The organism is Bacillus sp. NPDC093026, assembly GCF_044754665.1.
Lineage (GTDB): Bacteria > Bacillota > Bacilli > Bacillales > Bacillaceae > Bacillus > Bacillus maqinnsis.
Window position 1 is genome coordinate 883,198 of the sequence record NZ_JBIVPN010000001.1, and the last position, 13,708, is coordinate 896,905.

General features: G+C 40.5%; 12 protein-coding genes. 3 read left to right on the plus strand and 9 right to left on the minus strand.

Translation table 11 applies throughout. The annotated features are described in order from the left end of the window. Nucleotides 1-37: 37 nt before the first annotated feature. The gene (locus ACIQCE_RS04520) at nucleotides 38-1,237 is read right to left on the minus strand and encodes a globin domain-containing protein (protein ID WP_400493764.1); all 1,200 of its coding nucleotides are present in this window, start codon (nucleotides 1,235-1,237) and stop codon (nucleotides 38-40) included. 182 nt (nucleotides 1,238-1,419) lie between these two features. Here ACIQCE_RS04520 and ACIQCE_RS04525 point away from each other — a divergent pair, with 182 nt between their 5' ends. Then, a complete protein-coding gene (locus tag ACIQCE_RS04525) occupies nucleotides 1,420-1,851 on the plus strand; it encodes an Rrf2 family transcriptional regulator (protein ID WP_353856270.1) in 432 nt (143 codons plus the stop codon). A gap of 159 nt (nucleotides 1,852-2,010) precedes the next feature. Next, the gene (locus ACIQCE_RS04530; protein WP_400493765.1) at nucleotides 2,011-3,486 is read left to right on the plus strand and encodes a catalase; all 1,476 of its coding nucleotides are present in this window, start codon (nucleotides 2,011-2,013) and stop codon (nucleotides 3,484-3,486) included. Nucleotides 3,487-3,643: 157 nt separating this feature from the next. Here ACIQCE_RS04530 and ACIQCE_RS04535 read toward each other — a convergent pair whose 3' ends face one another. Beyond that, nucleotides 3,644-4,027: a YqzG/YhdC family protein gene (locus ACIQCE_RS04535; protein WP_400493766.1), complete on the minus strand. Its 384-nt coding sequence runs from the start codon at nucleotides 4,025-4,027 to the stop codon at nucleotides 3,644-3,646. 128 nt (nucleotides 4,028-4,155) lie between these two features. Between ACIQCE_RS04535 and ACIQCE_RS04540 the strand changes: the two genes are divergently transcribed. Further along, nucleotides 4,156-4,404 carry a YhdB family protein gene (locus tag ACIQCE_RS04540; protein ID WP_353856273.1) on the plus strand — a complete coding sequence of 83 codons (249 nt, stop codon included), beginning with the start codon at nucleotides 4,156-4,158 and terminating at the stop codon, nucleotides 4,402-4,404. Between the two features lie 113 nt (nucleotides 4,405-4,517). On the opposite strand, the gene ACIQCE_RS04545 is transcribed toward ACIQCE_RS04540, so the two are convergent. The 7 genes from ACIQCE_RS04545 to ACIQCE_RS04575 form a co-directional block, all read right to left on the minus strand. Next, nucleotides 4,518-5,168: a response regulator gene (locus tag ACIQCE_RS04545; protein WP_400493767.1), complete on the minus strand. Its 651-nt coding sequence runs from the start codon at nucleotides 5,166-5,168 to the stop codon at nucleotides 4,518-4,520. Continuing rightward, entirely contained in the window at nucleotides 5,165-6,310 is a 1,146-nt protein-coding gene (locus tag ACIQCE_RS04550) for a GAF domain-containing sensor histidine kinase (RefSeq protein WP_400493768.1), read from the minus strand. Before ACIQCE_RS04550 ends, ACIQCE_RS04545 begins: the two co-directional genes overlap by 4 nt. 257 nt (nucleotides 6,311-6,567) lie before the next feature. Continuing rightward, on the minus strand, nucleotides 6,568-8,313 hold the full coding sequence (locus ACIQCE_RS04555; RefSeq protein WP_400493769.1) for a phospho-sugar mutase: 1,746 nt from the start codon (nucleotides 8,311-8,313) through the stop codon (nucleotides 6,568-6,570). A gap of 186 nt (nucleotides 8,314-8,499) precedes the next feature. Next, a complete protein-coding gene (gene glpD, locus ACIQCE_RS04560; RefSeq protein WP_400493770.1) occupies nucleotides 8,500-10,161 on the minus strand; it encodes a glycerol-3-phosphate dehydrogenase in 1,662 nt (553 codons plus the stop codon). A 139-nt stretch (nucleotides 10,162-10,300) separates the two neighbouring features. Beyond that, entirely contained in the window at nucleotides 10,301-11,797 is a 1,497-nt protein-coding gene (gene glpK, locus ACIQCE_RS04565; RefSeq protein WP_400493771.1) for a glycerol kinase GlpK, read from the minus strand. A 16-nt stretch (nucleotides 11,798-11,813) separates the two neighbouring features. Further along, nucleotides 11,814-12,629, minus strand: coding sequence for an MIP/aquaporin family protein (locus ACIQCE_RS04570; RefSeq protein WP_400493772.1), 816 nt, complete (start codon nucleotides 12,627-12,629; stop codon nucleotides 11,814-11,816). A gap of 215 nt (nucleotides 12,630-12,844) precedes the next feature. After that, nucleotides 12,845-13,402, minus strand: coding sequence for a glycerol-3-phosphate responsive antiterminator (locus ACIQCE_RS04575; RefSeq protein WP_353856279.1), 558 nt, complete (start codon nucleotides 13,400-13,402; stop codon nucleotides 12,845-12,847). Between the last annotated feature and the right edge of the window lie 306 nt (nucleotides 13,403-13,708).

The following is a 13,708-nucleotide window of genomic DNA, read 5'->3' on the forward strand; positions in this document are numbered from 1 at the left end:
TCCCTACTATATGAACGGAATAAGAAAAACATGAGGTTTAGACGACTTCAATTTCTTTCGTTGATTGCCCGCCAAATGCCTCAAAGTGAAGATACTGATCGTCAATTCCCATCTTTTTTAATATGCTGATCATGTCATTTGTAAATGTTGGTGAGCCGCAAAGATAAAATTGACCTTTCTCTTCTCCAATAACTGATCGCAGGAATGGCTCATCAATACGGGTCGCCATTTTTTCCACCAGCTCAAATCCTGCACGCTGCTCAAATTGTTCGTTACAAAGGATGATTCGGCCATTGGAAGATGTCTTAAGAACCGTTTCAAGCTCTTTTTCAAAGGCAGTCACGTCCTCTAGGCGATCTGCATGGATCATTGTAAATGGCTGATTGTTGGATGCAGCGGTTTTCATCAAACCAATCATTGGCGTGATTCCAGAACCGGCACTGATCAAATAAACAGGCTCCGTACTCTCTTCATTTAAGCAGAACATTCCCTGAGGCATACTCACTTGAAGAACGTCCCCTTCATTCATTTCATCATGTAAATATGTAGAAACATGACCAGCACGCTTGACTGTTATACGGTAATACGACGGGTGATATTGATCTGATAAACTGTATTGTCTGCTAGATACGTAAGTTTCACCTGGCATATCTACCTGCACAGTTAAGTATTGGCCTGTTTGATACATTGGTAGCTCATCATCGTCTTCTGGCACTAAATAAAAGGAGATAAGGGATGGGGATTCCTGTATCTTTTTTTTGATGATAAAAGGCTTGGAGTCCGAAAAGCCGCCTCTTTGCTTCACGTTTTCTTTTATCAATTCTGCTTCAATTGTGATTAATACATTGGCAATGACGTCATATGCAGCTTTCCATGCCAATAATGTGTCATCCTCATCTGTTAAGCCAAAAACGTCTTTCATCGCCTCAAGTAGATGATACCCAACGATAGGATATTGCTCTTTTTTCACTTGTACACTGACATGTTTATGAGCAATTTGTTTCATTGCAGGCAGCAGCTCTTCTATTCTGTCGATGTGAAGTGCGGCTTGATATAGTATAGCGGCAAGTGCCTTTGGCTGACTGCCGTTCATGAGATTCGTTTTATTAAATTGATGAAGTAACTCTGGATGCTGTCTAATCATATTTTGATAAAAAACGGTAACAAGTGTTATTCCCTCGGCTTTTAGTAGAGGAGCTGATTGTTTAATCGTATTTATTTGCGCATTGGATAACATAGAAATTCCTTCTTTCAAAAGATGTATTTAAAATACATCTTAATCGTAATGGATGAGGGATTGTAAAAGCAATATTTATAATACATGTTTTAAATGTTGTCACATTTAACACTTTTTCGACCAGTTCCTGTCCGAAATGTGGTACGATGATACAAAACTCTATTAGGTTTAGAGGTCGTCAAATGAAACTTACGAATTACACAGATTTCTCATTAAGGGTACTCATTTATTTAGCATCAAGAGAAAACAATGAACTGTCAAATATTCAGCAGATTGCAGATATCTATGGCATTTCTAAAAATCATCTGACCAAGGTGATTTACCATCTTGGAAAACGCGGATATGTGGAAACAATTCGCGGGAGAAATGGTGGTATTAGACTTGGAAGAAGTCCAGAAAGCATTAATATTGGTGAAGTGGTCCGCTATACAGAAGATGATTTAGTCATGGTCGAATGTTTTAATCCCCAAAAAAACAGCTGTATTATCTCCCCTATTTGTTCATTGAAGCATGTTCTTCATGAAGCGCTCACCGCTTATTTATGTGTTCTTGACCAATACACATTAAAAGACTTAACACAAAACAAAGATGCTCTTAGAGAACACCTGCTTTAGACGGAAGAATTCAATTTCTTTCGTCTTTTTCTTTACTTTTTTGTAATAATAGTTTATTTAAAATTATTATAAATAAATATTGACTATCATGTTTGATCCAATATAATTAGGGTATATAGATTGTTAGAAACCATTTTTTGTTTACAGGAGGAGAAAAGAATGACAAATTCCAATCATACAAATTTGACGACGAACCAAGGCGTGCCTGTTGGCGATAACCAAAACTCCAGAACTGCTGGTCACCGTGGACCTTCATTTCTTGATGATTATCATTTGATCGAAAAGCTTGCACACTTTGATCGTGAACGTATTCCAGAGCGTGTCGTTCATGCAAGAGGTGCCGGAGCTTATGGTGTCTTTGAAGTCGAAAATAGTATGGAGAAACATACAAAAGCAGCCTTTTTAAGTGAAGAAGGGAAACAGACAGATGTTTTTGTTCGCTTCTCAACGGTGATTCACCCGAAAGGCTCACCTGAAACATTGCGTGACCCTCGCGGCTTCGCTGTCAAATTTTATACAGAAGAAGGGAACTACGATTTGGTCGGTAATAACTTGCCTGTCTTCTTTATTCGTGATGCGATGAAGTTTCCTGATATGGTTCACTCTCTAAAGCCAGATCCTGTAACAAACATTCAAGATCCTGACCGTTATTGGGATTTCATGACCTTAACACCTGAATCAACACACATGCTCACATGGCTGTTCTCTGATGAAGGTATCCCTGCTAACTATGCCGAAATGCGTGGTTCTGGTGTCCATACCTTTAGATGGGTCAACAAATATGGAGAAACCAAATATGTGAAATATCACTGGAGACCAGTAGAAGGTATTCGCAATTTGACTATGGAAGAAGCTGCAGAGATTCAAGCGAAAGATTTCCAGCATGCAACAAGAGATTTATTTGACCGCATTGAAAAAGGCAACTATCCAGCATGGGATTTATATGTCCAGCTTATGCCGCTTAGCGATTATGATGACCTTGATTATGACCCATGTGACCCAACAAAAACTTGGAGTGAAGAAGATTATCCACTTCAAAAAGTAGGACGCATGACGTTAAACCGTAATCCCAAAAACTTCTTTGCTGAAACAGAACAATCTGCCTTCACGCCAAGTGCACTTGTTCCAGGAATCGAAGCATCTGAAGATAAATTGCTTCAAGGTCGTCTATTCTCATATCCTGATACGCAGCGTCATCGTCTTGGTCCAAACTATATGCATATTCCGGTTAATTGTCCTTATGCTCCTGTACACAATAACCAGCAAGATGGCTTTATGACAACGACACGCCCAAGCGGTTCCATTAACTATGAGCCGAATCGTTACGATGATCAGCCAAAAGAAAACCCTCACTACAAAGAAAGTGAACCTGTTCTTCATGGTGATCGTATGGTGAGAGAAAAAATCGAAAAACCAAACGACTTCAAACAAGCGGGGGAAAAATATCGAAGCTATTCTGAAGAAGAGAAGCAAGCATTGATCAAGAACCTGACAGCTGACTTGAAAAATGTAAATGAAAAAACGAAATTACTTGCGATTTGCAACTTCTACCGTGCGGATGAAGATTATGGACAAAGATTAGCGGATTCACTCGGTGTTGACATTCGCTCTTATCTTCAGGGAAGCATGAAATAATGTTTTATTTTAGCCCTTTGCATCTTTTCAGCGTGAATTAAAAATCCTTGAAGTCTAGGAGGACCCGAGTACTTGTGCGGAGCGAATATGAAATTCGTGAGCACAGCACGCAGGGATCTGTCTACACGCTGAGCACCTCTGAATTAGAGGTGCTTTTTTATAGACGAAAAACATTGATACTGATTAAATGACCGGTCACAGGGTGAAAATAAATTTCAGCATGAGCTGCAAAAAGGGCTGAACCATTTTTGACAGTTACACGAAATACATCTTTTGTCTGCTCATCATTGACCTGTGTCCGTCCAATATAATGATAATCGTTTAATGATGCGCCTTCATATTCGTCTTGCAAGGCGGTATAAGCAATTCTTTCCCATTTTTCAACAGGTTGTCCGATCGCTTTTAATGTAGGATGAGTGATGAAACTGCCAAGTAAGATCACCCCTACTAGGAAAAGCATCCACAATTTCGGCTGCATGTTTTTATTGAACTCACTTTCATGTATATTTTGATTAGGTTTTGCTGAACAACTGCCTTTCATACATCCTTATTTTATTCAGCCTATAATTGCCGGTACGCTTTTCATGCGGACTCCAATTTTTCCTTTGAGAAAGACGATATAATCCGTGCAAACTAATGAGGACTTCTCAAGGGAAAGGAGAAGGTTTAATGAATGTGGCCGATTATGATAAGGCGCTTTATTACACGCATCGTTCGCAATGGGATAATTTACTTATTCTTATGGTGCGTACGCAAGATGACTTGCTCTCTAAACGTATTGAGCATTTCCTTCATGCGTATCAATTTAATCGAAACGATGCAGATGTTGAAAAATGTTTAAATGGGCTACTGCAGTACATTGACCATGCTTCAGAGGTTGCCGCCTCCGACCTTTATTCAGAACCAATTTACACATAAAAAAAGCTGATGTTTCAGCTTCAGGCTGTTGAGGAAATCTCGACAGCCTGACTTTATGAGAATAAACTTCTTTTTACATATAAAATATTTCTTCAATTTGGTTCTGTATTCTTTTACAGCAATTCTTTTGGCTGTTTTTTTTGATATTCAACTGCATAAAGAGCGGCTTGCGTTCGGTCTGCAAGCTCTAGTTTCGATAATAAGTGCGATACATGCGTTTTGACTGTTTTCTCTGAAATAAAAAGAGATGAGGCAATTTCTTTATTGCTTTTGCCTTTTGCAATTTCAAATAAAACTTCTCGTTCTCTATTTGTCAGTTCTTTCATGAGCGCCCATTTCTGGTCCTGTGGGTCAGTAATATGCTGCACGAGAAAGCTCGTAATATGACCATCAAGCTGATACGTGCCATTTTGCACTTCAATCATTGTGGTGAGTAGCTTCTCTGGCGCCACATCCTTTAACTGATACGCTTTTGCACCAGCTTGAATAGCAGGAATGACATAATCTTTATCAGCATAGCTTGTGAGGATGACGATACGGGTTTTAGGCATTTCCGTCATGATTTGTTTGGTCGCCTCAATCCCGTTCATGATAGGCATAGATAAGTCCATCAGTACAATGTCAGGTTTTGTCTGCCTGACAACCTCAAGTGCCTCTTCTCCATTTGATGCTTCACCGATAATGTCGACATCAGGCTGTGTTTGCAAGAAAAACACTAGACCTTTTCTGACAATATGATGATCATCCGCAATGACTACTCTCATGACGATCCCTTCCTTTCTAGAGAAAATGGTACTTGCACATGGATGGTGGTTCCTTTATTCAGCTCAGAGTAGATATCAAATGTACCACCCATTCTTTGGATACGTTCAGCCATTCCTTTTAGCCCTAAAGAAGGAAGGTTCATTTGTTCATCATAATGAAAGCCTTTTCCACGATCAATGATTTTCATATCGAACGTCTCTGCAAATTGCTCGAGCTTGACTTCGACCTCTTGAACACCAGCATGTTTTTGGCAATTATTCAATGCTTCCTGACATACGCGAAACAATGTCTCATGCTGAGCGTGATCAATTTCCATACAGCCTGACATAGATAATTTGCAGGTAAGTCCTAAAAGCTGTGCATACTCTTCAATGGCTGATGTGAACCCCTTTTCAAGTCCTCTTGGTCTAAGCTGCCAAATGAGTGAACGCATTTCAATCAGTGCATCCTGAGATAAATGTTGAATAAAATCTATCATTTCCCCTAGTTTCTGATCGCTTGTCATTTGACGCGCTGCCTTTGCAGTGAGACTAACTGAAAACAGCATTTGATTGACAGAATCATGTAAATCCTGTGCAAGCCGATTTCTTTCTTCCAGCAGTACATGTTGCTGTTCCTTTTGAACTAGCTTCATTCTCTGTATGGCGGTACCAATTTGAAGCGCAATACTTTCAAGCAAGTTGAGCTCTTCTTGAGTAAATGTCACTTTGCCCTTTGCCGCCACATTTAATAAACCAAACGTACGCTTATATGCCTTTAGCGGTACTGTGGCATGATGAGTAATCCCTTCAGTATCTCCTAGATTGTTCTTGATGGCGGTTTCAATTCGTTTGCAGTTAATGATATTGGTTGCTGATTGAAGCAAACCTTTTGTGTATCGATTGACACAGTAACAATCATTTTGGCACATCAATTGCCTTTTATGCTTCGCAAGTGCATCAGGTAATGAGACTTCTGCCATCAACTCATACGAGCCATCATCTTCTATAAAATAAATCCATGCTGTCTGAAAGCCCGTCACATCCATGAGCATATGAAGTACTTCATGAAGCGTGTCTTTCATTTCCATGCCTTCATTTAATTTTTCAGCAATTTCTTTTAACGTTTTTAACGTTTTGACCTTTTCTTTATATTCTCCCATGTTTTTTACCCGGCATATGCCGCCTCCTCTTATCATTGCTTTTGATTATAACATGAGCGATCACTTGACTCTTTATCGAAAAGGATGATTTTTCCTCAGACTTTTGGATGAGAAAAAAAGCCATCATGTGCATGATGGCTTCAGATTGATGACCCTTGAAGTCTAGGAAGATGAGGCTATTTATGCGCAGCGAATGATACATTCGTGAGCACCGACGCTCAAGATCTCAGGTTTTGTGTACACGCTGTCTGTTTTCTTTATTTGGTTGTTTCTTCAACAATGTCATAAACAACTTTCATCACTTCTTCTGATAAGTGCTTTAGCTTCTCTTCACTATCTGTCAATGATTCGCCTTTCACAGCGATATAAAATTTCACTTTAGGTTCAGTACCAGACGGTCTTAAGCAAAACCATGAGCTGTCTTCAAGGAAATATTTCAGCACATTTGATGTCGGCAGCTTGATGTCTTCTTCTTTTTTTTCTGTCACGAGGTGTCGTTTACTTGATTGATAATCCTCGATCACTGTAATGCGCTCACCTGCTATTGCAGTAGGTGGATTTGTTCTGAAGGTATGAAGTATCGCAGAGATTTGCTCCGCCCCTTCTTTTCCTTTTAGTGTCAGCGACTTTAGCCCCTCGCGGTAAAAGCCAAACTCTTTATAGATATCGATTAGCGCATCATATAATGACTTGCCTTGTTTTTTATAAAAGGCAGCGACTTCAACTGCTAGGAGAGCCGCTTGCACTGCATCTTTATCTCGGACAAAATCACCGATCAAGTAACCATAGCTCTCTTCATACCCGAATTGAAATGTGTATTCTCCGGTTTCTTCAAACTGCTTGATTTTTTCTCCAATAAATTTAAACCCAGTGAGGGTGTCAATCGTTTCTGCACCAAATGCTGTCGCAACAGCACGCCCAAGCTCACTCGTAACAATGGTTTTCATCACTACTGGATGAGGTGGCAACTGACCAAGTTTTTGTTTTTCAGATAGTAAATAATGAAGAAGAAGTGCACCTGTTTGGTTGCCTGTTAAGACAGTAAATTCCCCTTCATGGTTCCTCACAGCAATTCCAAGTCTGTCTGCATCTGGATCTGTCGCAATCAGGATGTCCGCATTTTGACGTTCACCGAGTTTGATTGCATATTCAAACGCCGCATGCTCTTCCGGATTTGGGGAAGTGACAGTAGAAAATTGCGGATCTGGCTTTTCCTGTTCAGGAACAACCGTCACATGCTGGTAGCCAAGTGCTTTGAGCCCGTTTCGGACAGGTTTATTGGCTGTACCATGAAGCGGGGTAAACACCACTTTCACAAAGGCTTCCTCTGCAAGCTCAGGATGCACACATATGGTTTTTAACTTTTCAAGATAGGCTTGATCTATTTCTTCACCGATCATTTTGATCAGTCCTTTTTGTTTCAATGCCTCTTCTGTGTCTACTGAAATTGCAAGTTCGTTCTCAATGGCATTCACTTGCTCAATGACTTGATCTGCTTCAAATGGCGGCAACTGACCGCCATCCTCGCCATATACTTTATAGCCATTATATTCAGGTGGATTATGGCTAGCTGTCACGACAATACCAGCAAATGCATTCAGCTCCCGAACAGCAAATGATAGTTCTGGTGTTGGACGCAGTTCGTCAAATACGTACGTTTGAATGCCATTTGAAGCAAGCGTTTTCGCTGCTTCCATCGCAAATTCAGGAGACTTATGGCGAGAATCATATGCAATGGCAACACCTCTTCTTTTTGCATCTTCTCCGTGTTTCCCAATATATGCAGCAAGACCAGCCGATGCTTTTCGAACCGTGTATACATTCATGCGGTTTGTGCCTGCACCAATTTCCCCGCGCATTCCTCCAGTTCCAAACTCAAGATTTTTGTAGAAGCAGTCTTCAAGAGTTTGATGATCGTCTCCATGTGCCTCTAGCCATTCTCTTAGCTCAGTATCTAGCTGCTTATCATTGATCCAACGCTCATAATTTGTATTCCAACTCATGGTCGTCCTCCCAGTTCTTTTCATCAATAAAATCACATCTACTGTTATTCTATATGGAATCGCAATGAATGTCATGCTATATCATTGGCACATCAACACAACAATGATCTAATGTAAAAATACATTTCCCTACACGCTTCTATCAATGACAACAAAAAAAGCCGATAGAACATCGGCTCTTTTCTCTTATTCAGCATCAAGCGGTACGACTGCTTCATGGAACAACTGATCTAATTCTGTTTGATGTTTTTGTCTTGTCTCTTCATCCCAGCCAAAACGATCTGCCATATATTCCACGACTGGTTGTGCATAAGTTTTCGCCCATTTAATATTAAATAATAGGCTTCCTGTTCTTCTTAAGAAGAAGTCAACAGGTGTGACGGCCATTTCTTCTTCAATAGCATACACAAGCTCAGCCAATACATAAGGTGGGATGTTTCGTTTGTCTGCTTCGTCTTGAAGCTGCTCTACACGCTTGAAGATATTGCTGACATTTGAGCCGTATTTTTCGGCTAGTTTTTTTGCAATTGGTTCCGTTAAACCAATGGATGCACCTTCTGTCGTTTTTGCTTGGACAAAGGATGCCATATTTTTAGATCCTCCGACATGTCCGCCTGAGATTGGCATATGTTTTGTTTTACATGGTCCGTAATCTTTACCAGTCTCTTTTTTGAGCTCATCACGTACAAGGTTCACGATGTGCTCAGCCATTTTGCGATAACCAGTTAATTTCCCTCCAGCAATTGTGATCAACCCTGAAGGTGATGTCCATACCTCATCCTTACGAGAAATTTCTGAAGGGTCTTTGCCTTCTTCATGAATTAGCGGACGAAGACCTGCCCAGTTGGATTCAACATCCTTTTCTGTAATGTTGAGGTCTGGGAACATGTACTGAATCGCTTGGATGACATAATCACGATCTGCTTTTGTCATACGCGGATGCTCAAGCTGTTTTTTATACACAGTGTCAGTTGTGCCAACATACGTTTTGCCTTCTCTTGGAATGGCAAAGACCATCCGTTTATCTGGCGTGTCAAAATAAATCGCTTGTTTTAATGGGAAAACCGATTGATCGAATACTAAGTGAATACCTTTTGTATGCTGTAAGTGTTTCCCTTCATTGGAATGGTCCTTTTCTCTTAACTGATCTACCCACGGACCTGTTGCATTGACAATTTTCTTCGCATACACATCATACGTTTTATTTGTCATGACGTCTTCAATGATCACACCGATGACTTTGCCTTTGTCATAAATAAATTCTTTCACCTTCGCATAGTTGACAGCTTCTGCCCCGAATTTCACTGCCTCTTTCATGACTTCAATTGTGAGGCGCGCATCATCTGTACGGTATTCCACATAGTAACCGCCGCCTTTTAGACCGTCCTTTTTCAAAAGCGGTTCTTTTTCAAGTGTTTCTTTCGCACTGAGCATGCTTCTTCGTTCGCTATGCTTCACTCCTGCTAAAAAGTCATACACTCTCAGACCAATTGACGTTGTAAATTTACCAAATGTCCCGCCCTTATGCATCGGAAGAAGCATCCACTCTGGTGTTGTCACATGCGGCCCATTTTCATACACGATGGCACGTTCTTTGCCGACTTCTGCAACCATCTTCACTTCAAATTGTTTTAAATAACGCAAACCACCGTGCACCAATTTTGTTGAACGGCTAGACGTACCTGCCGCAAAGTCTTGCATTTCAGCTAAACCAACACGCATTCCACGTGAAGCCGCATCAAGTGCTGTACCAGCACCTGTAATACCCCCACCAATGATAAATACATCATACGGTTTTTTTGTCATTTCCTGAAGCATCTGTTCTCTTTCCAAGCTAGAAAAAGTCATCTCTTGTTCCTCCCATGTTGTACGGTAAAGAAAAAGAGACCGCAAACACCCAAAGCGTATCACTACACTTAGGTGCATGCGGTCTCTCCAGTTCTCCAACCGTTCTATTAACTTACCCATAGTATACCATACTTTTTGTTTATTTGAAAACTTGAGCTGCTTTTACAGCCTTTTTCCATCCGCTGTATAACGAGGCTCTTTTGTCTTCTTCCATCTTAGGTTCAAAGCGCTTGTCAAGGTTCCATTGTTTCGCTATGTCTGAACGGTCGTTCCAGAAGCCAACAGCTAATCCCGCAAGGTAGGCTGCACCGAGTGCCGTCGTTTCATTAATTTCTGGACGTTCTACTGGTACATCCAGTAAATCACTTTGGAAGCCCATTAAGAAATCATTCTTCACTGCCCCGCCATCAACACGTAATGTTTTTAATGAGATATTTGAATCTTTTTCCATCGCATCTAAAACATCTTTCGTTTGATAAGCAAGTGATTCTAATGTTGCACGGACAAAGTGCTCTTTAGAAGTACCGCGTGTTAGACCGAATACAGCACCTCTTACATCACTATCCCAATATGGCGTGCCTAGACCAACGAATGCTGGAACGACATAGACGCCATCTGTTGAGTCAACACGCTTTGCATAGACTTCGCTGTCTTTAGAGTTTTTAAACATTCTGAGTCCATCACGTAACCACTGAATTGCTGAACCAGCAACAAATATACTTCCTTCTAAAGCATATTCCACTTTACCGTCAATGCCCCATGCAATGGTCGTTAATAATCCATGATCCGACTTAATTGCTTTTTCCCCTGTATTCATCAACATGAAACATCCTGTGCCATATGTGTTCTTCGCCATTCCTTCTTCAAAACAAGCCTGACCGAATAAAGCAGACTGCTGATCTCCCGCTGCTCCTGCAATCGGGATATTTTTGCCGAAGAAATGGTAATCAGTCGTTTCACCATAAATGTGTGAAGATGGTTTCACCTCTGGAAGCATAGAAGCAGGTATGCCTAGAATTTCGAGTAATTCTTCATCCCATTTCAGTTCATAAATGTTAAACATTAATGTTCTTGATGCATTTGAATAGTCTGTCACGTGTGATTTGCCGCCAGTCATTTTCCAAATGAGCCACGTATCAATTGTTCCAAACAGCAAGTCCCCGTTTTCTGCTTTCTCACGCGCACCTTCTACATTGTCTAAAATCCATTTTACTTTTGTTCCTGAGAAGTAAGCATCAATGAGAAGACCTGTTTTATTTCTAAATGTCTCACTATGTCCTTGTGCTTTCAGCTCTTCACAAATGCCAGATGTTTGTCTAGACTGCCAAACAATCGCATTATATACTGGTGCGCCTGTATGTTTATCCCAAACAACCGCTGTCTCGCGCTGGTTTGTAATCCCGATACCTGCGATTTGGTCTGCTTCAATCCCTGATTCAATAAGGGCTGTTGAAATAACAGATAGAACAGAGCTCCAGATTTCATTTGCATTGTGCTCTACCCAGCCAGGGTTTGGAAAATATTGATTGAATTCTTTCTGTGCTGTATGTGCAATTTTACCTTCTTGATCAAATAAGATCGCTCTTGAACTTGTTGTCCCTTGATCTAATGCAAGAATATATTTTTCTTTTGCCATGGTGTTTTTCCTCCCCTTATATGCTTTCATTGACTGATTGCGTTTGGTTTTTTGTAGTGAAATAGAGTCCTAACAATACCACAACTAAAATAGCGCTTACAATCCAAAAGGCTGGTGTAACGTTTGCTTTAAAGGCTGCATTGTAGAAAACACCGCCAAATGCTCCGCCTAAAATCGGACCAACTACTGGAACCCAAGCATATTTCCAATTAGATGGACCCTTACCTGGAATCGGCAGAATCGCATGAGCTATTCTAGGTCCTAAATCACGTGCTGGGTTAATCGCATAACCGGTTGTTCCACCTAAAGAAAGACCAATTGCTACAATTAAAAAGCCAACAATCAGCGGGTTCACCCCGTCTGCAAATTTATTTGCACCAATCGCCAATATCCCAAGAACCAATACAAATGTACCAATGACCTCACTTAGTACGTTCGCAAAGGTATATGGAATAGCTGGACCAGTTGAGAAAACACCAAGTTTTGCTCCTGGGTCGTCTGTCGCTTTCCAGTGCGGTAAGTAATGTAAAAAGACAATAATAGCTCCGAGTAATGCGCCAAGCATTTGACCAACAATATACATTGGAACGTCAGCCCAAGGAAAACTCCCTTCTAATGCCAGACCAATCGTAAGCGCTGGGTTTAAATGTGCCCCGCTAATTCCACCGGTTGCATAAGCTGCAATCGCTACTGCAAATCCCCATCCGAAAGCGATGACAATCCAGCCGGACTGGTATGCGAACGATTTCTTTAAATTAACTGCTGCACATACACCGCCTCCAAAAATAATGAGTAGCATTGTACCTACGACTTCACCCCAAAATGGTGTCATAAAAATTCCTCCTCTGGTTCAGTTGCCATCCCCTATGAATGTGTAAAAAAAGATAAAGATAAAAGATCCACAACAAACATACTTTACATCAGGGTAAAATGTCACCTAGTAAAGCGTTGTTGTGGATCTCCGTTTCTCCATCACATTAGATTAACTTAGTGCTATAGTATCAGAGAGTGAAAACGTTGTCAATCAATTTTCATCCTTTATCTTTTTCATTTTTGGAACGCTTTCCATAGCTCTATATTTGATGTGGTGACTGCTGTTGCTCCTGCCTCAAGCGCTCTTTCCACATCTTCTTTTGTCCGAATAAATCCCCCTGCAAATATTGGTATTCCAGCTCTTTCGCGTACTTCTGAAATTAAATCTGGCACTACACCTGGCAATACTTCAATAAAATCTGGGCGGTGCTTTCCGACGAACTCCATGCTTTTTTCCATCGCACTTGTATCAAGTAAAAACATTCTCTGAATGGCATATACTTTTTTTTGCTTAGCTTTTACTATGACAGAAGACCTAGTAGAAATAATTCCAGCTGGTTTCATCTCCTGACAAATAAACTCGGTTCCATATTCATCATGTTTGATTCCGTGGATTAAATCTACATGGATAAACATCTTCTTATTGTGTACATCTGCCTCTTTCATGATGCCCTTTAGCCGGCCTAAGTGTACATCAAGGAGGACCCCGTATGTAAATGGACTTTTCAAAAACTCTTCAAATTGCTTCATATTGCGAACAGCAGGTAGTATTGGTTGATCATGAAAACTCATATGCCGTCTCCTTCTTTTATGAATTGGTCCAACCTTCTTTTTACAGTAATAGATTATCTCCGTTTTTTCAATACACATATCGTGTGCCCATTGGTCATTCAATATCATAGTTTGTACCAATCGTTAATCCTTGTCTATGAAAAATTCTCATATCAACAATCGTTCCGGATAACATAAGAATAATAAACATTGGTTTTAGCGAGAGAAAACCAAAAGAAAACATTGTGACTTTGTAAAGAATATGATCAATTACTTTCTCTGATAAAGAGTGACATTCACACACGCTACTAACACAAAAAAGCAGAG